General features: G+C 60.7%; 24 protein-coding genes and 1 pseudogene. 13 read left to right on the plus strand and 12 right to left on the minus strand.

The window, feature by feature from the left end; all coding sequences use genetic code 11:
* Nucleotides 1-23 precede the first annotated feature (23 nt).
* The 5 genes and pseudogenes from ACEN8R_RS10735 to nirB form a co-directional block, all read right to left on the minus strand.
* A complete protein-coding gene (locus tag ACEN8R_RS10735; protein WP_457327234.1) occupies nt 24-1,010 on the minus strand; it encodes a methyl-accepting chemotaxis protein in 987 nt (328 codons plus the stop codon).
* 117 nt (nt 1,011-1,127) lie between these two features.
* Nucleotides 1,128-1,637 (minus strand): annotated as a pseudogene (locus ACEN8R_RS10740) (MCP four helix bundle domain-containing protein); the annotation flags it as partial.
* A gap of 130 nt (nt 1,638-1,767) precedes the next feature.
* A complete protein-coding gene (locus tag ACEN8R_RS10745; protein ID WP_018929008.1) occupies nt 1,768-2,208 on the minus strand; it encodes a CBS domain-containing protein in 441 nt (146 codons plus the stop codon).
* A 31-nt stretch (nt 2,209-2,239) separates the two neighbouring features.
* The gene (gene nirD / locus ACEN8R_RS10750; RefSeq protein ID WP_495624852.1) at nt 2,240-2,626 is read right to left on the minus strand and encodes a nitrite reductase small subunit NirD; all 387 of its coding nucleotides are present in this window, start codon (nt 2,624-2,626) and stop codon (nt 2,240-2,242) included.
* Complete coding sequence (gene nirB, locus ACEN8R_RS10755; protein ID WP_495624853.1) at nt 2,626-5,187, minus strand: nitrite reductase large subunit NirB; 2,562 nt, start codon at nt 5,185-5,187, stop codon at nt 2,626-2,628. The genes nirD and nirB overlap by 1 nt, the downstream gene beginning before the upstream one ends.
* Before the next feature lie 785 nt (nt 5,188-5,972).
* On the opposite strand from nirB, the gene ACEN8R_RS10760 reads away from it, so the two are divergent.
* From ACEN8R_RS10760 to ACEN8R_RS10770, 3 genes are all read left to right on the plus strand, one after another.
* Complete coding sequence (locus ACEN8R_RS10760) at nt 5,973-6,578, plus strand: SCO family protein (RefSeq protein WP_018929005.1); 606 nt, start codon at nt 5,973-5,975, stop codon at nt 6,576-6,578.
* Nucleotides 6,578-7,066 carry a copper chaperone PCu(A)C gene (locus tag ACEN8R_RS10765; protein ID WP_018929004.1) on the plus strand — a complete coding sequence of 163 codons (489 nt, stop codon included), beginning with the start codon at nt 6,578-6,580 and terminating at the stop codon, nt 7,064-7,066. The genes ACEN8R_RS10760 and ACEN8R_RS10765 overlap by 1 nt, the downstream gene beginning before the upstream one ends.
* Before the next feature lie 169 nt (nt 7,067-7,235).
* Nucleotides 7,236-8,162: a bifunctional 5,10-methylenetetrahydrofolate dehydrogenase/5,10-methenyltetrahydrofolate cyclohydrolase gene (locus ACEN8R_RS10770; protein WP_495624854.1), complete on the plus strand. Its 927-nt coding sequence runs from the start codon at nt 7,236-7,238 to the stop codon at nt 8,160-8,162.
* 58 nt (nt 8,163-8,220) lie between these two features.
* On the opposite strand, the gene ACEN8R_RS10775 is transcribed toward ACEN8R_RS10770, so the two are convergent.
* Entirely contained in the window at nt 8,221-8,739 is a 519-nt protein-coding gene (locus ACEN8R_RS10775; protein WP_495624855.1) for an SgcJ/EcaC family oxidoreductase, read from the minus strand.
* Between the two features lie 172 nt (nt 8,740-8,911).
* Between ACEN8R_RS10775 and ACEN8R_RS10780 the strand changes: the two genes are divergently transcribed.
* The 4 genes from ACEN8R_RS10780 to ACEN8R_RS10795 are packed head-to-tail and all read left to right on the plus strand — an operon-like array spanning nt 8,912 to nt 13,528.
* A complete protein-coding gene (locus ACEN8R_RS10780) occupies nt 8,912-10,096 on the plus strand; it encodes a sensor histidine kinase (protein WP_495624856.1) in 1,185 nt (394 codons plus the stop codon).
* A complete protein-coding gene (locus tag ACEN8R_RS10785) occupies nt 10,093-10,743 on the plus strand; it encodes a response regulator (protein ID WP_111453229.1) in 651 nt (216 codons plus the stop codon). Before ACEN8R_RS10780 ends, ACEN8R_RS10785 begins: the two co-directional genes overlap by 4 nt.
* Nucleotides 10,740-13,067 carry an ATP-binding protein gene (locus ACEN8R_RS10790; RefSeq protein WP_495624857.1) on the plus strand — a complete coding sequence of 776 codons (2,328 nt, stop codon included), beginning with the start codon at nt 10,740-10,742 and terminating at the stop codon, nt 13,065-13,067. Before ACEN8R_RS10785 ends, ACEN8R_RS10790 begins: the two co-directional genes overlap by 4 nt.
* The gene (locus ACEN8R_RS10795) at nt 13,064-13,528 is read left to right on the plus strand and encodes a response regulator (protein WP_018928998.1); all 465 of its coding nucleotides are present in this window, start codon (nt 13,064-13,066) and stop codon (nt 13,526-13,528) included. The genes ACEN8R_RS10790 and ACEN8R_RS10795 overlap by 4 nt, the downstream gene beginning before the upstream one ends.
* Here ACEN8R_RS10795 and ACEN8R_RS10800 read toward each other — a convergent pair.
* Nucleotides 13,505-14,425, minus strand: a complete 921-nt coding sequence (locus tag ACEN8R_RS10800; RefSeq protein ID WP_064617623.1) for an alpha/beta fold hydrolase — start codon at nt 14,423-14,425, stop codon at nt 13,505-13,507. The genes ACEN8R_RS10795 and ACEN8R_RS10800 overlap by 24 nt on opposite strands.
* 285 nt (nt 14,426-14,710) lie before the next feature.
* On the opposite strand from ACEN8R_RS10800, the gene ACEN8R_RS10805 reads away from it, so the two are divergent.
* On the plus strand, nt 14,711-15,391 hold the full coding sequence (locus ACEN8R_RS10805) for a glutathione S-transferase family protein (RefSeq protein ID WP_018928996.1): 681 nt from the start codon (nt 14,711-14,713) through the stop codon (nt 15,389-15,391).
* 119 nt (nt 15,392-15,510) lie between these two features.
* Here the strand turns inward: ACEN8R_RS10805 and ACEN8R_RS10810 are convergent, their stop codons facing one another.
* From ACEN8R_RS10810 to ACEN8R_RS10820, 3 genes are all read right to left on the minus strand, one after another.
* Nucleotides 15,511-15,840 (minus strand): hypothetical protein, encoded by a 330-nt coding sequence (locus ACEN8R_RS10810; protein WP_018928995.1) that lies wholly within the window; start codon nt 15,838-15,840, stop codon nt 15,511-15,513.
* 75 nt (nt 15,841-15,915) lie between these two features.
* A complete protein-coding gene (locus ACEN8R_RS10815; protein ID WP_064617621.1) occupies nt 15,916-16,596 on the minus strand; it encodes a phosphoribosyltransferase in 681 nt (226 codons plus the stop codon).
* Nucleotides 16,597-16,661: 65 nt separating this feature from the next.
* Nucleotides 16,662-17,549, minus strand: a complete 888-nt coding sequence (locus tag ACEN8R_RS10820; RefSeq protein ID WP_477743182.1) for a universal stress protein — start codon at nt 17,547-17,549, stop codon at nt 16,662-16,664.
* Between the two features lie 259 nt (nt 17,550-17,808).
* On the opposite strand from ACEN8R_RS10820, the gene ACEN8R_RS10825 reads away from it, so the two are divergent.
* Complete coding sequence (locus ACEN8R_RS10825; RefSeq protein WP_495624858.1) at nt 17,809-19,032, plus strand: DUF3422 domain-containing protein; 1,224 nt, start codon at nt 17,809-17,811, stop codon at nt 19,030-19,032.
* An 18-nt stretch (nt 19,033-19,050) separates the two neighbouring features.
* Here ACEN8R_RS10825 and cobF read toward each other — a convergent pair whose 3' ends face one another.
* Nucleotides 19,051-19,806, minus strand: coding sequence for a precorrin-6A synthase (deacetylating) (cobF, locus tag ACEN8R_RS10830; RefSeq protein ID WP_495624859.1), 756 nt, complete (start codon nt 19,804-19,806; stop codon nt 19,051-19,053).
* Nucleotides 19,806-20,378 carry a histidine phosphatase family protein gene (locus tag ACEN8R_RS10835; protein WP_495624860.1) on the minus strand — a complete coding sequence of 191 codons (573 nt, stop codon included), beginning with the start codon at nt 20,376-20,378 and terminating at the stop codon, nt 19,806-19,808. Before ACEN8R_RS10835 ends, cobF begins: the two co-directional genes overlap by 1 nt.
* A 514-nt stretch (nt 20,379-20,892) precedes the next feature.
* Here ACEN8R_RS10835 and ACEN8R_RS10840 point away from each other — a divergent pair.
* Genes ACEN8R_RS10840 through ACEN8R_RS10855 form a run of 4 tightly spaced genes read left to right on the plus strand, consistent with a single transcriptional unit; the run spans nt 20,893 to nt 24,458 of the window.
* Nucleotides 20,893-21,747, plus strand: a complete 855-nt coding sequence (locus ACEN8R_RS10840; RefSeq protein ID WP_018928989.1) for a MurR/RpiR family transcriptional regulator — start codon at nt 20,893-20,895, stop codon at nt 21,745-21,747.
* 2 nt (nt 21,748-21,749) lie between these two features.
* A complete protein-coding gene (locus tag ACEN8R_RS10845; RefSeq protein WP_064617612.1) occupies nt 21,750-22,394 on the plus strand; it encodes a cysteine hydrolase family protein in 645 nt (214 codons plus the stop codon).
* On the plus strand, nt 22,391-23,722 hold the full coding sequence (locus ACEN8R_RS10850; RefSeq protein ID WP_495624861.1) for a type I glutamate--ammonia ligase: 1,332 nt from the start codon (nt 22,391-22,393) through the stop codon (nt 23,720-23,722). The genes ACEN8R_RS10845 and ACEN8R_RS10850 overlap by 4 nt, the downstream gene beginning before the upstream one ends.
* Entirely contained in the window at nt 23,706-24,458 is a 753-nt protein-coding gene (locus ACEN8R_RS10855; protein ID WP_495624862.1) for an N-formylglutamate amidohydrolase, read from the plus strand. The genes ACEN8R_RS10850 and ACEN8R_RS10855 overlap by 17 nt, the downstream gene beginning before the upstream one ends.
* Nucleotides 24,459-24,464: the final 6 nt, after the last annotated feature.

The raw sequence follows: 24,464 nt of genomic DNA on the forward strand, positions 1-24,464 counted from the left end.
TGATAACAGGGCCAGCCAATGCCTCAAAGGCGAAATCGATCCACCGACTGCGAGAGCTGTCCGGCCAGGCTGGACAGTTCATCGGTGGTCGAGGCGGTCTGGTTGATCACCTTGCTGTTGCCTTCGGACATGCCGGCAATCATTTCCACCTGATGTGCGATTTCGTTACTGGCCAGGCTCTGCTCACCGATTGTGCGGCTGATGTCATTGACCAGCTCCGTGGTGTTGAGCGTGGCCTGGAGGATTTCGCGGATGGCGCGCTCGACGTCGGCGGTCACCGCCATGCCCTTGTCGACCTGCGCGACGCCCGCCTCCATGCTGCTGACCGCCTCGCGGGTGCTTTGCTGGATACGCGCGACCATGGTGGCGATTTCCTGGGTGGAGGCGCTGGTGCGGCCCGCCAGGCTACGCACTTCATCGGCGACGACAGCGAAACCACGGCCCTGCTCACCGGCACGGGCGGCCTCGATGGCGGCGTTAAGCGCCAACAGGTTGGTTTGATCGGCGATGCCCTTGATCACCTGAATGATGCTGAAAATCCCCTCGGACTCCTTGTCCAGGGTGCGGATCACCTGGGCCGACTGCTGCGCCGAACGGGCAATCCCGTCCATGTCGCTGACCACTTGATGAATCACCCGACCGCCGTCCTTGGCCAGTTCCTCGGCCTGGTTGGCCATGTTCAGTGCACGCTCGGCATGCCGGGTGATTTCTTCGATGCTCGCAGTCATTTCGCTGGCCGCCGCGGCCATGGTGCTGGCGGCAACGCTTTGCTGCTGACTGCTGCCCGCGACCTGATGGCAACCGCTGCTCAACCGCTGGCTCATGCCACTTACGCCGTGGGCGTTGCTGCGAACCACTTCGATCATGCCGCGCAGGTCACGCTGCATGGTCGCCAGGCTGCGAATCAAGGTGCTGGCTTCATCCTTGCGGGTGGGTTCGACGATAGCCTCGCTCAGGTTGCCATGGGCGATGCTGTCGGCAATCCGGCTGGCGATCTGCAACGGCCCCATGATGCTCAGGATGACCGAGCGTCCCAGGGCGAGCAGCAGCAACAAGCTGGCAATGAGTACGACACCGAGGGTGAAGTTGGCACTGCTGATGGTTTGCCGAGTGCCCGCGCTGGTCTGTTGAGTGTTGGTTTCGATCAGCTCACTGAGGGTGGCCATCTGGCTTTCCAGTTGGCTGAACGCGTTATTGAACGTGCCCAGTTGCTGTTGTGCGGAATCCGGATTATCCAGCGCCAGCCCGACAATGCGCTCGGCGGCACTGATGTACGTATCGAGGCTTGGCTTGATCTTGTCCAGCGCGGCCTTGAGGGTATCGTTGACCGGCAGCTTGAGGTTGTCACCGAGCATCTCGCGAAAATGCGCGGCATGCTCATTGAGTGAACTGCGCACCTCGGCCTTGCTGCTGGGGCTCTTGCCCAACCCTACCAGCATCGCCGACAGCACATCGGCGCGCAGTGCATCGTGCATCATGTCGGCTTCGAGGTGGTTGCGCAGCGCGGTCATACTGACCTCGTTGTCACTCACCGCTTCAGCCATCCGGGTGTTACCCACATAGCTGACCAGACTCACGATCAGGGCGGTGAGCAAGCCAGTGCCGATCAACAAGATCAAACGTAATTTTATGGACACTCGATGGTTCCCCTGTCGGCAGGTGCGTGGTCGGCTAATTGCCTACTGTTGGGGTTATCGACTGTTCCAACCGGTTACTTAGGTTTATTTCCACGCCAGCCGATTTTTGCGACCTACGGTATGCGCGGGCTCAATGCCCGCGAATGTAGTGCTCAAGTTGCCGTATCAAATCGGCCTGCTCGACGATGGCTTCCTTGACCAGATCGCCGATCGACAGCAGCCCGATCAGTTCCCCGCCTTCCAGCACCGGCAGATGACGCAAATGACTGTCGGTCATGACCTCCATGCAGCGCTCGATGCTCTGCAAACTGTCGGCAGTCACCACCGGTGCGCTCATGATCTCGCGCACCGGCGTGCCGACCGAAGAACGCCCCTGTAGCACCACCTTGCGCGCATAGTCGCGCTCGCTGATGACGCCGACCACCTGCCCTTCTTCGATCACAGGCAGCGCGCCGACGTTCTTCTCGGCCATCATTTTCAGGGCGTCGAGCACCATCTGATCCGGTGCGATGCTGTGCACCTGCTGGTTTTGCACGATCTTCAGTTTCAGCAACTGTGCGGCTGTTTTCATCAACGTTCTCCGATACGGTCCAGGGCGACGGTCAAGCCGCCGCGACTTCCACGACGCCGGCGTTCAGACGCACCGGCCACACCCGCAGGCGCTGTTCGGGGTACTCCAGGCAGCTGCCGTCTTCAAGACGAAAGTGCTGCTTGTAGATCGGCGACGCCACCACCAGATCACCCTTGAGACTGCCGATCAGTCCGCGGCCAATGACGTTCGCGCCAGATTGCGGATCATGGTTGTCGATGGCGTAGAGGGTGCGGCCTTCGGCTAGTGGCAGGTAGAACAGCGCGACCTGAGCGCCGTCGAGCCAAACGACAACGCCGGAGTTGCTGACCAGATCCTGCTGGCTGCACACCGCCTGCCAGGCTTGGGCATTGGCTGCGGTGGCAAGGGCATCGACACGCTGGGTATTGGACTGGCTCATCAGGCATTCTCCTCGGTGACAGGGATAAGGTTGAGTTCGGCGGCCATGATCGGCCGGCGCTGACCGCGCTCCTGGACAAAATGGATGTCTGGGTCCGGGCGCTGATCGTTGACGAAGGTGCGGAAGCGCTTGAGTTTTTCCGGGTCTTTGAGGGCATTGGCCCATTCGCATTCGTAGCGGTTGACCACCAGTTGCATCTGCGACTCAAGTTCTGCGCCAAGCCCCAGGCTGTCGTTGATGATCACGTCCTTGAGGTAATCCAGCCCGCCCTCCAGGCTTTCGCGCCAGACCGAGGTGCGCTGCAATTTATCGGCGGTGCGGATGTAGAACATCAAGAAACGGTCGATGTAACGGATCAGGGTTGCATCGTCCAGGTCGGTGGCGAACAACTCGGCGTGACGCGGACGCATGCCGCCGTTGCCGGCCACATAGAGGTTCCAGCCGTTCTCGGTAGCGATCACGCCCACGTCCTTGCTCTGCGCCTCGGCACATTCACGGGTGCAACCGGAGACGGCGAACTTGAGCTTGTGCGGCGAGCGCAGGCCTTTGTAGCGATCTTCGAGGGTCAGGGCCATTTTCACGCTGTCCTGCACGCCGTAACGGCACCAGGTGCTGCCCACGCAAGACTTCACGGTACGGGTCGACTTGCCGTAGGCGTGCCCGGTTTCGAAACCGGCCTCGATCAGCTCGGACCAAATGTCCGGCAACTGATGCAACTGCGCGCCGAACAGGTCGATCCGCTGGCCGCCGGTGATCTTGGTGTAGAGGTCGTATTTCTTCGCCACCACGCCGATCGCGATCAGTTTGTCGGCAGTGATCTCACCGCCAGCAATGCGCGGCACGACCGAATAGGTGCCGTTCTTCTGCATGTTGGCCATGAAGGTATCGTTGGTGTCCTGCAACGGCACCAGCGAGGCGTCCATGATCGGCTGGTTCCAGCACGAGGCGAGGATCGAGCCCACTGCCGGTTTGCACACGTCGCAACCGGTGTGTCCACGGCCGTGCTTGGCCAGCAGTTCTTCGAAAGTGATCACCCCTTCTACCCGCACCAGCGCATAAAGCTCTTGGCGGGTGTAGGCGAAGTGTTCGCACAGACTCTTGTCGACGCTGACGCCACGAGCAATCAGTTCATGCTCGAAGACTTGCTTGAGCAGCCCAGCGCAACCGCCGCAACCGGTGCACGCCTTGGTCTGCGACTTGAGCAGGCCCAGGTCGGTGCAGCCGCCATCGATGGCCGAGCAGATCGAGCCCTTGGTGACGTTATGGCACGAGCACACCGTTGCCGACTCGGGCAACGCGCCCGGGCCCAGGGTTGGCGCGCCGGTGGAGGACGGCAGAATCAGGCTGGCCGGTTCCGAAGGCAAGGCAATACCGTTCTGCATGTATTGCAGCAAGGTGTCGTAATAGCTGTTGTCGCCGACCAACACTGCGCCAAGCACACGCTTGCTGTCGGCATCCACCACCAGCCGGCGGTAACTGGCCGTCGCTTCATCGATGAACTGATAACTGCGCGCACCCGGCGTCTGCGCATGGGCATCGCCGATGGAGCCGACGTCAACGCCGAGCAGTTTGAGCTTGGTCGACATGTCGGCGCCCTGGAACGGCTCGGCGGCTTGATTGCACAGCAGCGACGCGACGCCACGGGCCATCTGATAACCGGGGGCGACCAGGCCGAAGAGGCTGCCATTCCAAGCGGCACACTCGCCGATGGCGTAGATGTTCGGGTCGCTGGTCAGGCACTGGTCGTCGATCACCACGCCGCCGCGAGGACCAATGTCCAGCGCGCATTGGCGGGCCAATGCATCTTGCGCACGGATGCCGGCGGAGAACACGATCAGGTCGGCTTCAAGAAATTCGTCGTTGGCAAAATTCATCCGGTAGCGGTACTGCTCGCCGGCACTGATCGACTGCGTGCCACGGGACAGGTGCACACCCACACCGAGCCGCTCGATTTGCGCCTTCAGCGCCAGACCGCCCTGCTCGTCCAGCTGCACCGGCATCAGGCGCGGGGCGAATTCCACCACATGGGCTTCCAGGCCCAGGCTTTTCAGGGCGTTGGCGGCCTCCAGACCGAGCAGGCCACCGCCGACCACCACGCCACGCCGGGCATTGGCCGCCGCAGCACGAATCGCGTCGAGGTCTTCAAGGGTGCGATACACCAGGCGCGAGTCGCCTTCGGCCCCCTCAATGGGTGGCACGAAGGGATAAGAGCCGGTGGCCAGAACCAACTTGTCGTAAGCGACGCAACCTTGCGCGGTAATCACCTGGCGCCGGACGCGGTCGATTTCCAGCACCGGCACGCCCAGATGCAGGGTGACGCCCGGCGTCTGGTATAGGGATGCTTCGCCCAGGGCTAGCGATTCGGCATCGCGACCGCCGAAATACTCGGACAGATGCACACGATCGTAGGCACGCATCGGCTCTTCACTGAAGATATGCAGGCGGTAGTGGTCGAGGGCGCCGCGCTCGATGAGCTGCTCGACACAATGATGTCCGACCATGCCATTGCCGATCACGATCAGCGTTTGCAGTTTGTTCAATGCGGCAACATTGGAATTCATAGTAAGCACCCAGCCAAAGCCAATCACGGATAAAAAAGCAAAAAAAAACGCCTGAAACCTCTCGGTTTCAGGCGTCTTTGCCTGTTCTTCGCGGTGTTCGACCTAGCGCCTTCGCCTGATCCACCGATGTTGCCCACGACCTGCCCGGCCGGTCGATCTTCGTTGATCGAGTGGGCTGCCCCTCTTTTCAGATGAGGCTGAAGGGAGAATGCAGCCTTTGTGCCAGTCTGCAGCGCATGACTTCCTCAGTTCTGGAAAACCAACGGCTGAACGATGGGAGAGTTTGATAAAGACCGCGCCCCGGGCGGGTCTCATCAGGCGCGAGTCAACTTTGCAGCCCCCCGCGAGCGGGTGGGCGGACGTTGGGACTGAAGGAAGGAACAGCTCAGGAAACCGCTTCGCACTGGTGCATGTTGTCAGACGTGGCTCTTTAAAAGTGCATGCTCTACACCCTGCCGGGCATTTCCCGGTGCCATTCGGGCAAGCGTCAATGCCGATCTGTAGCAGCTGCCGAGCCTGCGAGGCTGCGTTCGGCTGCGCAGCAGTCGTCAAATCAGTAATTGCGGCTCGTCGCTGCTCAACTTACCGGCCCGGGTAAGCGTTGCCTTCAGCAGCATCGCGTATTTGTATTTTCAGATATATCGAGGCCGCGACCTTTTGGCGCATGCCGCCAAGCCATCGATTAAGCGTCACAGGGCAACAGTTTGTTAACATCCATGCGCTTTTTTTCGTCTGATTGATCAGCCACTGTAGATTCCCGGTCGCTACACAGGATGCTTTTGTTCATGAGTACGTTGTATACCCGTCGCACGGTCCTGCGCGGCATGAGCCTGCTGAGCCTCGGCCTGCTCGCTGGCTGCGATGACAGCAGCAAGCTGTCGTTCAAGTACGGCAAGGACCTCAGTGACAAGATCATGGGGCGTACCTTCAAGCTCAAGGACGCCCAGGGCGAATCCCGGATGCTGACCAGCTATCGGGGCCTGATGCCGATGGTTTTTTTCGGTTTCACCCAATGTCCGGCGGTCTGCCCGACGACGCTGGCCCGTGCGGCACAGGCGAAAAAACTGATGGGCCGCGATGGCGAACGCCTGCAAGTGATCTTCATCACCCTGGACCCCGAGCGCGATACGCCGCAAATGCTCGACGCCTACGTCAAGGCCTTCGATCCCAGTTTCGAGGCACTGTACGGTACGCTGGAAGAAACCGCCGCCACCGCCAAGGAGTTCGGTGTGTTCTATGAAAAGATCCCGAGCGGTTCGACCTATACCCTCTCCCACACCGCGACCAGCTTCGTTTTCGACTCCCGAGGCAATTTGCGCCTGGGGCTGTCCGCGTCCCTTACCGCTAAAGAGTGTGCAGAAGACCTGCTCACCGTCATGGAGGTCTGCTGATGACTTCGATTTGCGCACCACGTATTAAACAGCTGGGTATCAAGCAACTGGTCCTGGGTCTTTCCCTGATTGGCATGGCTTGGCAGGTGTCCGCTCAAACCCAGGTGAGCGACGCCTGGGTCCGCGCGACGGTGGCCGGTCAGCATTCGACCGGCGCCTTCATGACCCTGCAGGCCGACAGCGATAGCAAACTGCTCAGCGTACAGTCGCCGGTAGCGAACACCGTGCAAATTCACCAATCCAGCATGAAAGACGATGTGATGAGCATGAGCCAGGTCGAGTCCGTCGCGCTGCCGGCCGGCAAACCGGTAAGCTTCGATCCCCATGGCTATCACATCATGTTGATGGATTTGACGGCCCAGGTTAAGGAAGGCGGCAAAGTGCCCCTGACCCTGACCGTGGAAAACGCCAAGGGCGAAAAAGAGACGATCACCGTTGACGCCGAGACTCAGGCGCTCGGCATGCCTGATCACAGCAAGATGCATTGAGAGCTCGATCCCAGCCTGTCTGATCGCTGGCTGGTGTTCCGGTGGCGTATGCCTGCCCTCACCTGATAGCCTGAGCACCCTTGCCTGCATGTCTCTGATGGATCATCGGCGCGTGAAGACGCCGCGATGATCACTTCACCCCCATTCAATCAAGACAACGGTGACTCTCTTGATCAGCAGCACCCCCACATTTGCCCGCGATATCGACGGCAAAGCCATTTCTGCCAAGGTTCTCGACGAGGTCCGGGAAGAGGTTCTGGCCCTGGCTGGCCAACAGATCTACCCCGCCCTGGCGGTCTTGTTGGTCGGCGACGACCCGGCCAGCCATGTGTATGTGCGCAATAAACTGCTGCGCGCCAAGGAAGTCGGTATCCGCTCCCTGGAATACCGCCTGCCGGAAACCGCCAGCCAGGCCCAGGTCCTGGAACTGATTGCACAACTCAATGCCGATCCCACGGTGAACGGCATCCTGGTGCAACTGCCCTTGCCGGCCCCTATCGATGAGCAGGCAGTGATTCATGCCATCGACCCGATCAAGGACGTGGACGGTTTTCACCGGGAAAACGTTGGCGGGCTGGTGCAAGGCATCGAAGTGCTGACTCCGTGCACGCCCAGCGGCTGCATGCGCCTGTTGCACGAAACCTGCGGTGATGACTTGAGTGGTTTGCACGCGGTGGTCATCGGCCGGTCGAACATCGTCGGAAAACCGATGGCGACCTTGCTGCTGCTGGCCAATTGTTCGGTCAGCGTGGTGCACTCGCGCAGCGTCGATGCCCCGGCGTTGTGCCGGTTGGCGGATATCGTGGTCGCCGCGGTGGGCCGGCCAGCGTTGATCGATGCCAGTTGGCTCAAGCCCGGCGCGGTGGTGATCGATGTCGGCATCAACCGCATCACCAGCGAGTTCGGCAACCGTCTGGTGGGCGATGTCGACTACGCCAGCGCCCGCACCGTCGCCAGCGCGATCACCCCGGTTCCCGGTGGCGTCGGGCCGATGACCATTGCCTATCTGTTGAAGAACACCTTGATCGCCAGCCGGTTGCAACGCGCGGCACAGGCTCGCGGGCAGCAGCCCGAAGACGACCTGGCGTTAAACTGAGCACAATGCAAACGGCCCACCTGAGTGTGGGCCGTGTCGGTTTTGCACATCCTCTTGTTTATTTCCCCGCGTGCAACACCTGCGTTTGCGGCATCGCCGAAGAGTGGTGGTTGAGAATCTTCCACTGACCGCCCACCTGCTCATAAACGAAGGTGTAACGCGCCTGCACCTGACGGGTCTTGCCATCGGTTTCGGTCAACGTAAAGGTGTAGACGCCACTGTCCATGGCCACGTTGGCGCCCAATGGGCGGATCTCACGGAAGTTGATCAGCCCTACCGGCTTGAGCGCCATGAAGTGATCGAAGTAGTCCTTGATCTGTGCCGGCGTGGTGCGCACCTGATTGGAAACCGTCGGTTGCAGCACCGCGTTCGGCGCATACAGGTCGACCACGCTCTGAACATTGCCACTCTTCAACGCGCTGTTCCAATGGTCAAACAGGGCGGCGATTTCACGATCCTTTGCGTTGGTCGGTTGCTGCGCCACGCTGCTGTAAACGTAAGGCACCGCTTCCAACGCCTGAGCCAACGGGGCGGTCAGGGCGAATAACAGGGCGATGGTCGAGGTCTTGAATTTCATTGCGCTATTCCAATGATGGTCGATGGGCACACTGTGCCGCCCTGAACGCGGCCCGCCATCGGCCAACCGGAGCCATCTGCCTATGCCATTCGGCAGATAGCGCCCTGCCCCGCTAACAAGGTTTAATGACGCCCCTGCCCGAACGGGCGTGCCGGCGCCGGAACCTGCCCCCATGCAAAACCCTGATCATGACCCCGGTAGCGCCCTGGCCATTCGCACTCAATATCGGCAGTCGCAAAGTCGCGCCGCGCGGCTGCGGCTGCTGGTGGATACCGGCCAGGAGCTGACCCAACTGGCTCCCGAGGCCATGCGCCAACGGGTGCTGCAACGGGCCTGCGCCTTCCTGGCTATGGACCATGCGCTACTGCTGGAATGGGACATGGATGCGCAGGTCCGGACCACCGCCAGTCACGGCAGCCGTGATCGTTTGCACAGCCTCGAGCACCTCGCCGACACCGCAATGTGCGCACCGCAATGGCAGGAACAGCCGAGCGCGGATCTGCCCAATGTGTTGCGGGTGCCTTTACGCGATGGCGATGGTGCCGCCTTCGGTGCGTTGGTGCTGGCCAACAGCGTCAGCATCAGCGCACCGGACACCGAAGACCTCGAATCCCTGCAATTGCTCGCCACCCTGCTCGCCGCGCACCTGGAAAACCAGCGCTTGCTCGACGCATTGGTGACCCGCGAGCGCACCATGTCCGATCTGGTCCACCGACTGTTCCGGGCACAGGAAGACGAACGCAAACGCATGGCCTACGACCTGCACGACGGCCTGGCACAAACCCTTGCCGGGCTGCATCAGCGCCTGCAAGGTTTTGCCGGTCGCTGCCCGCCATTGCCCGATGAACTCGGTGCGGACTTACAGACGATTCTTCAACTGGCCCAGCATTGCGTCGGTGAAGGCCGGCAATTGATCCGTGGCCTGCGTCCGACGGTGCTCGACGACTTTGGCTTGCTGAAAGCGGTCGACAAAGAGGCCGATCGCCTGCGCGAGGCCGGGATCAAAGTGAACTGGAGTGCTCGTTGCGAAGCACGTTTGCCCAGCCAGGTGGAGATCGCCCTGTTCAGGATCGCCCAGGAAGGCATCAACAATATTCTCAAACATGCGCAGGCCAGCCACGTCGTGCTGGCGCTGCAACTGCATGACGGACACGCCTCGCTGCGGGTGGACGATAACGGCCAGGGCTTTGCCATGGAACAACCCCTCGATACCTGCGGCGCCCGGCACCTGGGGCTTGCCGCGATGCAGGAACGCGCGAGCCTGCTGGGCGGCGAGTTCACCTGCATCAGCCATGCGCACGGCGGAACGCAACTGCGCGCCACCGTCCCCTCCGGCCTGAATGGAACCCCTCAATGACTGACGTTATACGACTGGTGGTCGCGGACGATCATGAAGTCACGCGCACCGGCTTCGTCTCGTTGCTCGCCGGCCTGACGCAATTTGAAGTGGTCGGCCAGGCGTGCAATGGCCAGCAAGCACTGGATTTATGTGAGCGGCTTTTGCCCGACATCGTCATTCTCGATATCCGCATGCCGGTGCTCAACGGGCTGGGCGCGGCACGCCTGCTTCAAGAGCGCCTGCCGAGCCTGAAAGTGATGATGTTCACCATGGACGACAGCCCCGATCACCTTGAAGCCGCCATGAACGCCGGCGCCGTGGGCTATCTGCTCAAGGATGCCAGTCGCCACGAAGTGATCGACGCCTTGCAACGTGTCGCTGACGGCGAGCAGGCCCTCAACAGTTCAGTCAGCGCGCAGTTGCTGCGCCGCCTGACCGAGCGCAACGCCAGCGGCGCCGCTCCCGTAACCCTGACCCCACGGGAACGCCAGGTGCTGGGGCTGGTGGCCAGCGGCATGAGCAACCGTGAAATCGGTGCAAAACTCGGCATCACCACCGGCACGGCCAAAGCCCATGTGGAACGGGTCATCGGCAAACTCGGCGCCGCCGACCGCACCCAGGCCGCTGTGCGTGGTATTGCGCTGGGTCTGGTGACCCAGTCATGAAAGTGTCAAGCGCCCGCCGCTGGGCCGATCTGCCGTTACGCGGCAAAGCCCTCGTGGTGATTTCCCTGCCGTTGGTGATTCTGTTGCTCTCGCTGGTGCTGATCTACACCACCGAACGGCAGACCGCGCGCGCGGAAGAGGACGTGCGCCGCGTGTTGCTGGTGCAAGGCGATATTCAGGCGGTGCACACCCTGCTCGCCGAGGCCGCCGCCAGCGTGCGCGGCTATCTGCTGACCCATCGCGAGGATTTCCTGCCAGGTTACCGGCAAGCCAAGCCCTTGATCGAATCGGCCCTGCAGCGGCTCGACCGCAACGTTCGCGATCAGCGGGTGCGTAAACATCTGGAGGCGATCACGCCGCTGATCGACACCAAGGTCGAAGGTCTGGTTGAACTGCTCGATGATCGCAACGCAACCCCAGAGTCGATCACCACGATCCTGATCAACAACAAACATGTCCTCGACGAATTACGCGAACGCATCAGCGCCATGCGCACGCTTGAGGACACCCTGCTGGCCGAGCGCACCGCAGCGGCGGCCTCCACTCGACAGCGCCTGTTGTTCTCCACCTTGCTGGCCGCCGTTTGCGGGTTGTTCGGCGCCATTGTCGCGGTGCTGTTTCTGTCCAAAGGCATCGTCGCCCGGGTGCAGCAGGTTCAGCGTAACGCCCAACGGCTGGCACTCGGCCAGCCGTTATTGCCGCAACCGCCGGAGAACGATGAGATCGGTCAATTGGGCACGCGCCTGGTCGAGGCCGGGCTGTTGCTGGCCGAACGTGAACGAGCCTTGCGCGACAACGAAGAACGCTTGCGGCTGATCATCGACGGGGTGAAGGACTACGGTATCTTCGCCCTCGACACACGCGGCTTCGTCACCAGTTGGAATGCCGGCGCCGAACGGATCAAGGGCTACACCGAACAGGAGATCGTCGGCCAGCATTTCTCGGTGTTTTATCTGCCGCAAGAATGCCCGCAGCATCCCGACATGGCGCTGCGCGAGGCCACTCGCAATGGTCATTACATGGAAGAGGCCTGGCGTTGCCGCAAGGATGGCAGCCGCTTCTGGGCCAGTGTGGTGATTACCGCGCAATACGACAGCAGTGGCTCCCTGCGCGGGTTCTCCAAGATCACCCGCGACATCACCGATCGCCGTGTTGCTGAGATCGCGCTAAGTACTGCGCGGGAAGAAGCGGAACGCGCCAGCCGCGCCAAAAGCGAGTTTCTGTCGCGCATGAGCCACGAACTGCGTACTCCGCTCAACTCGATTCTCGGCTTCGCGCAACTGCTGGATATGGATTCGCCCAAAGGGCAGCGGGCGCAGATCGGTCACATCCTGCGGGCCGGGCAACACCTGCTGACCCTGATCAACGAAGTGCTGGACATCGCCAAGATCGAAGCCGGGCGGCTGCCGCTCAACGTTGAGGCTGTGCCCCTGGCGGTGGTGCTGCAAGAAGCCCTGACGCTGGTGTCGCCCATGGCCTGCGACGCCGGCATTCAACTGGTGGAACTGCCGATGCTGGCCGCCGACAGCGGGATCGTCGCCGATCGGCAACGGCTGGTTCAGGTGCTGCTGAACCTGTTGTCCAACGCGATCAAATACAACCGGCCCCAGGGTCAGGTGCACATTGAGGTCAGGGTTCATCAACAACGAATTGCAGTATCGGTCTGCGATACCGGCAAGGGCATTGCAGCTGATCGGCAGGACCAACTGTTCAAGCCGTTCGAACGCCTGGAGACCGACCCGAACGTTGAAGGCACGGGCCTCGGCCTGGCGTTGAGCAAAAGTCTTCTGGAAATGATGAACGGCAGCCTGACCGTCAAAAGCCAACCCGGCAACGGCTCCAGTTTCACCCTGGAGCTACCCTTCGAACGATTGCCGTCAACCACTGAGCCACCTGCGGCACTGATCAGCCCGCCAACCGCAACACCCGCCCTCGCCGCCCCCGATTACCAGGGCAAAGTGCTGTGCATCGAAGACAATCTGTCGAGCCTGGCTCTGATCGAAACCCTGCTGCAGCGACGGCCACACATCCAGTTGCTCTCAAGCATGCAGGGGCAAATGGGCCTGGACCTGGCCCGGCAACATGCACCGCAGCTGATTTTGCTGGATGTGGCGCTGCCGGATCTTGACGGTTTCAACGTTCTGCAGCGCTTGCGTCTGTCCTCCAGCACCCGCGCCACGCCCGTGCTGATGATCACCGCCGATGCCAGCGACCTCACGCACCAGGCCTTGCTGGAAGCAGGAGCGACCGCGGTGCTGACCAAGCCGATTCATATTCCTTCATTCCTCGCCCATCTTGACCAGCACCTACCGGAGCCCGTGTGAACACCGACCTGCGCATTCTGATCATCGACGACCAACGACCCAACCTCGATTTGATGGAGCAGTTGCTGGTCCGCGAAGGCCTGACCAATGTACTGAGCAGCACCCAGCCGCTGCGAACCCTGGACCTGTTCAACAGCTTCGAGCCGGACCTGGTGATTCTCGATCTGCACATGCCGGAGTTCGACGGCTTTGCCGTGCTCGAACAGCTCAACCGGCGCATTCCGGCCGGCGAATACCTGCCGATCCTCGTGCTCACCGCCGACGCCACCCGCGATACCCGCCTGCGCGCGCTGGCCCTGGGCGCCAAGGACTTCATCAGCAAGCCATTGGACGCCCTGGAAACCATGCTGCGGGTCTGGAACCTGCTAGAGACCCGCGCACTGTATAAAGCCCTGCGCACGCTGGTCCCTGCGGATCAAATCGAGTTGCTGCGTCAGTTAAGGCCGCAGCCAGTTAGCTGATTGCAGGGGCGGAATCACTGACGATTTGCCGCTGAAAGCCAGGTTGCGTGGCTGGTTCGGTGTCCTCACGGCTGGCGGCTGCAGAAAGCCCAGCAAGGCCCGCTGCGTGTCATGCCAGGCCGTGGGGTGTTCCATGTCAAGGAAGTGCCCGGTGTTCTCGATGGTCTGAAACTGCGCCTTGGGGGTATGCGCCGCAAACAGACGGGCGTCTTCCACCGAGGTGTACTCGTCCCATTCACCATTGATAAACAGCAGCGGGACTTCGATGGCATCGGCACAAGACACGTAGCAGTGGGTGTCCTGGGTCAGCACCTCATTGACGTGGAAATGCATCTGACGGTATTCGTGTTCGTCCAGGCTGCTGACATGGCGCTCATTGAAACGCTTGAACAGCGACGGCAGGTGCTTACCGATCGTGCTGTTAATCAAACGCCCGACGTTGCGCCGATCGCAGGCATGGAGAAAGTGCCGCCCGCTCTCCAGATACTCACGCATCGGTGTATTGATCCGCGCGGCGAATGAACTGATCACCGCCTTTTCGATCCGGCGGGGTCGCTGGGCCAGCGCTACCAAGGTCGCCGCGCCACCCCAGGAAAAGGACAGCACATGCTGGGCGCGAAAGTGCTCGATCAACTCCAGCAGTATTTCGGCCTCGTCTTCCTTGCGGATCGGTTGGTCATGCCGGTTGTGTTGTTTCGATTGACCGGCGTAGGGCTGATCGTAGAGGACCACATTGAATCGTGGCCGCAGGTAACGCACCGTTTGCGCAAAGGATGCGGTCGTTGCCAGCGAGCCATTGACCAGAATGATCGTCTTGTCAGCAGCGGCGTTGAGATAGTGCTCGGTATAAACCTTGTACTTCTTACCAATCTCGACGATGGCAGTTTTCGGCATCATTTCATTCTATTCCTTGAACAAATTGGACCAGACACACAGCGTGGTCGACTGCCCGGCTTCCTCCGGACAAGCCTGACAGCACAAACCAGCGACAACGGTACAAGGGCGCTGAGATGAACGCCATGACCAATGAGTCACAACCCGACCAGCGGTTTCCAGTTAAGCAGGAATTCTCCCGTGTGCAAGCTCACAAGCTCGAAAGCATCTGCCCAGACGCTTCGCCGGCATCAGCCTATGCTTGTTTATTGCCCCACCCTTTTCATCTGCCCAACAAGGAGTTGAGAAATGTCGCTAACGCTTTACTACCATCCGCTGTCGTCGTACTGCCACAAAGTGCTCATCGCGCTCTATGAAAACGGCATCGAGTTCGACAGAAGAATCATCGATCTCACGGACGCCGCCGACCGCGCAGAGCTTCAGGCATTGTGGCCCATCGGAAAATTCCCGGTACTTCGCGATCATGCTCGTCAACGTAATCTGCCGGAGTCCAGCGTCATCATCGAGTACCTGGATCGCCTGTATCCAGGTGAACAGCGCCTGGTTCCGGACGATTGGGAGACCGCGTTGGAGGTGCGCTTATGGGACCGGTTTTTCGACAATTATCTACAAACGCCGGTCCAACAGATTGTCAGTGATCGACTACACGCGACCAACGGTGATTTGACCAGGGAACGGGCCACGCTTGCGACGGCGTACAGCATGCTCGAGCGCCGGATGGCGTCCAGAATCTGGGTGGCCAGCCCGGACTTCAGCCTGGCCGATTGTGCCGCCGCCCCGGCGCTGTTCTATGCCTGCACACTGGTGCCGTTCCCCGACGACTACCAGCACTTGAGCGCCTATTTCGACCGGTTGATCCAGCGACCGTCATTCCTGCGGGTGATCGACGAAGCCAGGCCCTGGTTTTCGTTCTATCCGTTTGCGGATCGCCTTGCACAACGGTTTCGTGAGGCGCCGGATAATGCATGACCAGTCATTGGCCGCAATGCGATCTGTAGACAACCCGGCGTTTGCGATGTTGCTGGAGGGGATTCGCAAGGCTGTGCGGGAGGGATGGGGTCGTAGGAACTGCCCCTGCGACCGGCGGTTTACCGTTGCGCCAACTCATGCCGGATGCATTGCTCATAATACGTTTGCTTGATGCCGGCAGGCTTGAGACGCGAAGGGCTGTTATAGGTTTGCTCCGTGATGCCCATGGCCGTCATGCGCATCCACGGCCGGGGAAACTTGCGCGATTGCAGCTTCTTGCGTGCTCCGTAAAGCGTAAGCCCGGAAAGTTTCGAGGCTTGCGCGCCCTCGGCTATTTCCGAGCCCCAGCTGCATACATAGCGAGAGTTCTTGCTCAGTTCCTTTGCCTGGGCTCCAAACGAAATAGCCACCAGGACAAACGTTGCAGTCATCCATACCAAAGTCCGCATATCGCCAATGCCTAACCTGCTGAAAAGAAAGCAAGTTTGACAACGAACCGAAGATCGGGGGGCCAGCAGTTTGCCTCATTTCATCATTGATTCTCTCTGCCAGGCCCGATGTAAAAGATCGATGACCTCTTCATCCGACGTCTGAGAGAAATCCGTGTACCAATAGCCGATTGATACCAGCCAATCGGGGGTGAGCGGGCAAATCAGCTCGTCCACTTCGTCGCGCAGTGCCTCTGCCGTTTCCATGGGGGCCACCGGCACGGCGACGACGATGCGCGATGGTGCTTGCAAGCGCACGGCCTGTATCGCGGCCATCATCGTGGCCCCTGTCGCCAGGCCGTCGTCGATCAGAATCACCACTTGATCCTTGAGTGCCAAAGGCTCGCGGGATGCCCGGAATAGCTGCTCGCGACGCAACATTTCCTGCGTTTCCTTCGCCACCACAGCGTCGAGCGTACGCTGGTCGATGCCATTAGCCCGCAGCGCATCGTCATTGACGATTTGAATGCCACCGCTGGCGATAGCGCCCATGGCGAATTCCTGGTGGGACGGCACGCCCAGCTTGCGGACCAGCATCAGGTCCAGGCGAACCTCCAGGGCCGTGGCCACTTCATAGGCGACCGGCACGCCGCCACGGGGCAAGGCGAGGACGATGACATCGGCTCTTTTGGCGTATTTAAGCAGCGACTCCACCAGGCTTCGGCCGGCATCAACCCGGTCATGCAAGATGGTTTGCAATGAAGGACTGTGATTCATCTGAAAACCTCCCTGGGGCGGGAACCCCGAAACGGGCAAGTCAATTTCGCCAAGGATGCTTGCGACTACACCGCCAGAACGCTGCAAGGCACCTGGTACAGAATATGTTCGGTCGTGCTGCCGAGCAGTTTCTCCAGGCTACCGTATTGCGTTCTACCCATCACGATCACATCTATCTGGTGTTCGTGGGCGAACTCACTCAGCGCCGACACCGGATGCCCTGTGATGAAATGCCGGCATTCAGCGGGCACGCCGAACCGGGCGGCCAACTTGAGGAATGAGGTTTCCAGGTCCTTGCGCAATTCCCGGGTAAGCTCCGATAGCGTCAGGCCACCGCCCAGATCCGCCAGAAAAGCAGCCGGAATGTCACACGCGTACAGCAGATGCAACTCGGCATTGCATTGCAGCGCAAGGGCAGACGCCTGCAGGATGATCCGGTCATTGAGTTCGCTGTTCGAAGGCTCGGTATCGCCAACATCAACCGCGGCCACCACCTTCTGCGGCAAGGCATGGCTTTCGGCGCCCACCAGATAGACCGGCACCGGACAATGGCGCAACAAACGCCAGTCCAGCGGCGTAAAGAACGCGCGCTTGAGCACGGGCTCATGCTGGACTTGCTTGATCAACAGATCGGGGTGCATTTCCGTGACGTGATCAAGGATGTCCTGGCGCATGTTGTCGGCCCAGGCGACCTCGGTTGTCACCTCGATCCCCCTGCCCTGCATTTTTTCCGCCTGTTCCTTGAGCCAGTCGCGGTGTTCCTGCAGGTAGTTCGCCCGAGCCACTTTCCGGTCGCCCTCTTCGAGCAACGACAGAATGTCCAACGAGGGGATCAGCGCCGCAATATGCAAACTCGCCCCGCTGGCCTTGGCCACGGCAGCGGCATGGTTGAGCGCGGGAGACTGGCGCAGGAGCGGGTTGATGATCAGTAATAACCGTTGATACTGGCTCATGATCTGACTCCGGACAGCGATGGCGTTTTCGCCAGGTCAGCAACCCGGCTTCAGCCCAGACTCCCTCCTTAAAGTCTCTTGGGCCTTGATATATATCAATCCCCTGTGGGCGTCATTGAAGGTGCCCACTTGGGAAAGAATAGTTCACAACTGTGTTGTGCATCTCGTGCCGGGCTCGTGTGGCGAGGGGAGTTGCATGTGACTCCAAAATGGGTCACCCAGTCCCAAGAACAAACAACTCCAACATGGCCTCGACAGCATGCACCCGCAAAGACTGACCCTGCACAATGAGTTGCACGCGCGCCCTTCGCTGTATTTCGACGAGCCCGCCCACGTGTTTCATTTGGCGTTTCTGGCTAATGACGGGCAATGCGACACCCTGCTGAGTCGCTGCTGCCCCGGCCCCGTCGACCCGGATGCGGCCCAGGGCATCACCAGGCTGGAAGGGCATGCCTTGAAGTGGGAGCGGCACGCGGAGTTCCTGACGCTGACACTGGTGGTGCCTTCTTCCAGTCAGGAGCCTGACTGGAGCCAGCCCCCCAAGACCTTGATGGACCGCGTCGAACCCTTCATGCAGCACGTGATCAACGCCGTGCAGATTGTGGTGCGCAACGATGCGTCGTTTTCCGGCGATCTGTCGGCTTATGGATTCAAAGACCCTTGCGGCTCATGCATAGGCGGTGGCGATGCGACGGTCTGGAGCGATTTTCGCCTGAGCGAGGACGGCACTAACCGTTTCCTGTTCGTCAACAAGCGCCTGAATGCCTATCGCCAAGGCCGGATGATCCGCCGCCTGCTGGAAATCGAAACCTACCGCATGATGGCGTCGCTTTCCCTGACCACCGCGAAAACCTTGAGCGCTCAGCTCAACGTCTTCGACAAGACATTGGTCAACCTTTCGGAACGTAACGCCGGCCCCGATACCGGCAATGCGAAAGCGTTGTTGACCGACATCGCCAGTCTGTCGGCGCAAGTGGTCAGCAGCACCGCGAAAACCCGACACCGCTTCAGCGCCACCCAAGCGTATGCCCAGCTGGTTTTCGAGCGTTTGGACGAACTCAGGGAAACTCACGTGGGCGATTGCCAGCGACTGGGGATCTTCATCGAAAGACGCTTCAAACCCACCGTCAGGTACTGTGACGTCACCGAACAGCGCCTGGAGCAGCTGGCCAAAAGCGTGGCCAACCTCGGGGATCTGCTGCAGGCGCGGGTGCAGGTTGAAATGGAAGAACAGAACTCGGAAATCCTGAGCAGCCTGAACGCTCGCGCCGATACCCAAATCAAAATCCAGCGTGCGGTCGAAGGCTTGTCGATTATCGCCATCACCTATTATTTGCTGAGCCTGTTCAAGCTGTTCTACTCGGGCCTGCACACCCTGGGCGTGGACATTTCCCCGCGGGACGCCATGCTGGCCATGACCCCGCTCGCGCTGTGCATCCTGCTGTTTATTTTGATCAGGATCAGAAAAGCCAAAGAACACTGATCCATCGGTTGGCGGCGTTCAAGGCTTGCGCAACAGGTAGGTATCCATGATCCACCCGTTGGCCAACCGCGCCGCCTTGCGCACCCGCTCAATTTCATCGGCCACGTCTTTGAGCTTGCCGCTGATCAGGATTTCATCCGGCGTCCCCAGATAAGCGCCCCAATAAATCTCTGTCTCCTGATCAGCCACGTGATGGTAGGCATCTTGCGCATCCAGCATTACCACCAGGCTGTCGGCATCGCTTACCTGGCCGGCCGCCAGCCGTCGGCCGGTGGTGATTTCAATCGAGCGGCCGATGCTGTTCAGCGGCACCTTATGTTGCGCCGCCAGCGCCTGCACGCTGGTGATGCCGGGGATCACCTCGAACTCGAACACACAACGACCTGACGCCAGAATCGCCTGCAGGATCCGAATGGTGCTGTCGTACAACGCCGGATCGCCCCACACCAGAAAACCGGCGCACAGGTCGTCGGTCATTTCCTCATCGATCAGCCGCTCGAACGTCTGCTGCTTGGCACGGTTCAGGTCTTCGACGCTGGCGTTGTAGTCCACATCGCCGCGCTCACGCTCAGGGCTATTGGCTTCAACGAAGCGGTAGTCGCGGTCGGTGATGTAGCGCTCGCAGATCTCGCGACGCAGGTCGATCAGTTTGTCTTTGCTCTGGCCCTTGTCCATGAGGAAAAACACGTCGACCCGGTTCAGCGCCTTCACCGCCTGCATCGTGATGTAGTCGGGGTTGCCGGCGCCGACACCGATGACCAGAAGTTTTTTCATCACAGCGCTCCTTCAGGGTCCATGCCCGTCAAGCGAAACCGCCAGCGACCGTTGAACCGCAATTCGATGGCCGACAACGGCTCGACGTCGATCTGGTTGAACGCCGCGCCCTGCAACACCTGCATCAGCGCGGCGCGAATGACAAACGGATGGGTGATGGCAACGATATGCTCCGGTGTCGCCTCAAGGGTCTTCAACCACGCGGCTACCCGCTCGCCGAGCTGCGCCACCGATTCTCCCCCGTGGGGCGCCGACGTCGGGTCGCTGAGCCAGGCCTGGAGCGTCTCGGGTTCGGATGTTTGCAAGTCGTCGATCGACGTGCCTTGCCAGCGTCCGAAATCGCAATCCCCCAGTGCCGTGACAATCTCCACGTTGTCGCCAAACAGCTCAGCGGTTTGCCGGGTCCGCAGTTCAGGGCCGCAGAGTAAACGGGGGGCTCGCTTGAACAGACGACAGCGCGAGCCCTTCGCCGATTGCCAATCCATTTCCACGGGTTCATTCGTAGGAAAACGCGCCAGTTTCTGTGCGACGGTTCGAGCATGACAAATCAGGGTCAAGCGGGTTGCCTGCACGAAGGTTCTCTCTGTCGATGGGATGAAAGATGGCACGATGCCGCGAACAATCGGTTCATTGTGCCGCAAGAAACGCACTCTGGGCGCCTTCCTTGTAGCAGCTGCCGAGCTCGCGAGGCTGCGTTCGGCCGCGTAGCGGTCGTAAAATCAGGCACTGTGATCCGTCAGGCACACTGTGCACTCAGGGTTTACGACTGCTTCGCAGCCGAACGCAGCCTCGCAGGCTCGACAGCTGCTACCAGCGAACGCAGCCTCGCGAGCTCGGCAGCTGCTACGGCGTGGGCTCACAACGCCCATTTTATTCCTGAGCTGGGTCGATATCTCACACCTCTATGGGCGATGTCCTACAAAGCCTGTCGACATCCACTCAGCCCCGCACGCACGGGGGTTTTGCCCCATTTTAGTGCTTTTAAAATCCGCACGAAAATTAACTAGACATGTAGCACACGTTACATAAATACTAATTTAGCGTTTTATGAAATGAAACCGACATACCCATCCAGCAGGAGCCCGGATGCCCCCTCTCAGAGACCTGATCACCGAGCCCGGCCTGGACTTCACGCCGTCGGAACGCAAAGTCATACGTGCCTTGCTGGACCAGTACCCGCGTAACGGACTGGGCCCGATGTCACGTCTGGCCGAACATGCCGGTGTCAGCGATCCGACCATCGTGCGGCTGGTAAAAAAGCTGGGTTTCAGCGGTTACGCCGATTTTCAGGAAGCCTTGCTCAGTGACATGGATCACCGCCTGCGCTCCCCCAGCACCCTGTTGCAGCCCCGCGCCCAACTCAAAAAAGATGACCCCTGGAGCCATTATCTGGCAGACAGCCATCGGGCACTGGTAGAAACCCAGGCGCTTACCCAGCCTGAAGATGTGCGGATTCTGGTGGAGTGGCTGCTCGACACCCGCCACCAGGTCCACTGCTTTGGCGGTCGCTTCAGCAGTTTCCTCGCCAACTATTTGCTCAATCACCTGCGCCTGTTGCGGCCCGGCTGTTTCGCCCTGGAAGACAACGCCCAATTACCGGACCGGTTGTTTGACGTGCAGCGTCAGGACGTATTGCTGGTGTTCGACTATCGCCGCTATCAGTCCCAGGCCCTGCGGGTCGCCAATGCCGCGAAGAGCCGACATGCGCGCGTCGTGTTGTTCACCGACATCTACGCATCACCGCTGCGGGAAATAGCCGACCTGATCATCAGCGCACCGGTGGAATCGGCGTCGGCCTTCGACTCGATAGTGCCGGCGCTGGCCCAGGTTGAAGCACTGATTGCCTGCCTGACCCTGCGCAGCCCCGATCTGGCCGATCGCCTGGAAGGCATCGATGCCCTGCGAGCCGACTTCGACACTCACCTGCTGGAGGATAAATAAGGATGTTCATGCTCCCCCACCATTCGCCCCGGGACTTGCCGTTTGCCGCCGATCACACCGCGCTGTTGCTGGTGGACATGCAACGTGCCTGGCTCGAACCGCAGTTCGACCCACACCTCAACGAACCGGATGCCGACTACTTCCTGACCCGCGCCCGCACGCAGGTGGTGCCCAATCAACGCAGGCTGCTCGATGCCTTTCGCAGCGCCCGGCAAAACGTGTTGCACACACTCATCGAAAGCCTCACCGCCGATGGCCGCGACCGTTCGCTGGACCACAAACTCTCGGACATGCACCTGCCCAAGGGCAGCCCGCAAGCGCAAATCATCGAAGAGCTGACGCCGACCGAAAACGAAATCGTGCTGCCCAAGACCTCTTCCGGGGTGTTCAACTCCACCAGCATTGACTACGTGCTGCGCAACCTTGAAACCCGCCACCTGATCATCGCCGGCATCGTCACCGACCAATGCGTCGACATGGCCGTGCGCGACGCCGCCGACCGTGGCTACCTGGTAACGCTGGTCGAAGATGCCTGCGCCACCTACACCGAACAGCGGCATCACGCCTGCCTGAACGCCATCAAGGGCTACTGCTGGATCACCGACACCCAGACTGTGCTTGGCCGGTTGCAGGAGATGCAGCCATGAGCGAACGCCTGTCACCCCTGCCCATGACCACCATTGTCACCACCGACCTGATCGGCGTGACACGCGGCCGTTCCTTCCCCACCGACGAACTCGATGCCTATCAAGTGGCCGGTTGCGGCTGGGTGCCGGCCAATAGCGCCCTGACCCCGCAAGACATCATCGCCACCAGCAACCCTTGGGGCGCTTATGGGGATTTACGGCTGGTTCCCGACTTGAGCAGCCGGGTGACCGTCAACAACGGCCCGGATGCCAACGCGCCGGCGCTGGACTTCATTCACGGCGACATTCGCGAAACCGATGGCCGTCCGTGGGGCGCCTGTCCTCGTACGCTGTTGCGCAACGAAGTGGAACGCTATCGCGACGAGTTGGGTTTGCAGATCAACGCCGCGTTCGAACACGAATTCAACCTCGACAGCGGCGCGGCGGAGCACCTGGCGTTCTCTCTGGAAGCCCAGCGCCAAGGCGCCGAATTCGGCGGCTGGCTGCTCAGTGCACTGCGAGCCGGCGGCGTCGAACCGGAAATGTTCCTGCCGGAATACGGCAAGCACCAATACGAAATCACCTGCCGCCCGGCCCTTGGTGTCGCCGCCGCCGACCGCGCGGTGAACGTGCGCGAGATCACCCGTGAGATCGCCCGGCAAATGGGCCTCAGCCTGAGTTTCGCCCCCAAGACGGCCGAGCATGCCGTGTGCAACGGCGTGCATTTGCACGTGAGCCTGCAAGACATGGCCGGCCAACCGGTGATGTATGACGCTGGCACCGCCAACGGCCTGTCGACCCTCGGCCAGCATTGGGCCGCCGGCGTTCTGCATTACTTGCCGGCGCTCTGTGCGTTCACCGCCCCAACGCCGGTTTCCTATGAACGCTTGCAGCCCCACCACTGGAGCGCTTCCTACGCCTGCCTCGGCCAACGCAACCGCGAAGCGGCGCTGCGGATTTGCCCGACCGTCAGCCTGGGCGGCAAATCCGTGGCGATGCAGTACAACCTGGAATTTCGCGCCATGGACGCCACCGCCTCACCGCACCTGGCCATGGCTGCATTGCTGATCGCCGGGCGCCTGGGTATCGAGCAGCGCCTGGCGTTGAACGCCATCACCGATGAAATCCCTGACTCCCTGAACGAAGAGCAACGCCATGCCCGCGGCATCGTCGCCCTGCCCGCGTCGCTGTCCCGGGCACTGGATTGCCTGCGCAACAGCGAGGCGCTGATCGAAGCCCTGCCGAGCGCGTTACTGGATACCTACTTCGCCCTGAAAACCGAGGAACTGACGCTGACGGAACAGCTCTCGCCCGCCGACCTCTGTGAGCACTATGCGCGCCTGTACTGAATCCGCCGAACTGGGCCTCTACACCCGGCCTGCCTACACCCTGAGCCGGGAAGCTTCCGAGCACCCGCTGATTCTGGTGTGTGAACACGCCAGTCGTTTTATCCCGGACCGGTTAAACGACCTGGGCCTGAGCGACGAGGCCGCCCGCGAACACATCGCCTGGGACATCGGCGCCCTGGCGCTGGCCGAGGGTTTGGCCGAAGCACTGGGCGCGACCCTGTTGGCGGCCAACTATTCGCGGCTGTTGATCGACCTCAACCGCCCGCGCCACGCGCCGGACAGCATTCCGTTGCAGAGCGAGATTTATCAGGTGCCGGGCAATCGCGATCTGGATGAGGCCACCCGTGAATACCGCCGGCACTGCCTGTTCAAACCGTTTCATGCACGCCTGCAAACCTTGATCGACGCCCGTGTGGAGCAAAATAAACCGGTTCGAGTGGTGGGGATTCACAGTTTCACGCCGATATATTACGGCCAGCCACGATCGCTGGAAGTCGGCGTGTTGTACGGCCAGGCCACGGAGTACGCCCAGCGAATGATCGACGGCCTGAGCCGGCACCCATTGAAAGTCGCCGGTAATCAGCCATACAAAGTCGATCCGCTGGGTGACATGACCGTACCGGTTCACGGCGATGCACGCGGGCTGGACTCGGTGCTGATCGAGGTGCGCAACGACCTGCTGCGCACCCGCGAGGACGTCAGTCGCTGGACCGACTATCTGGCGCCGCTGCTATAGCAACAG

This window comes from Pseudomonas sp. Pseusp15, from assembly GCF_059492165.1.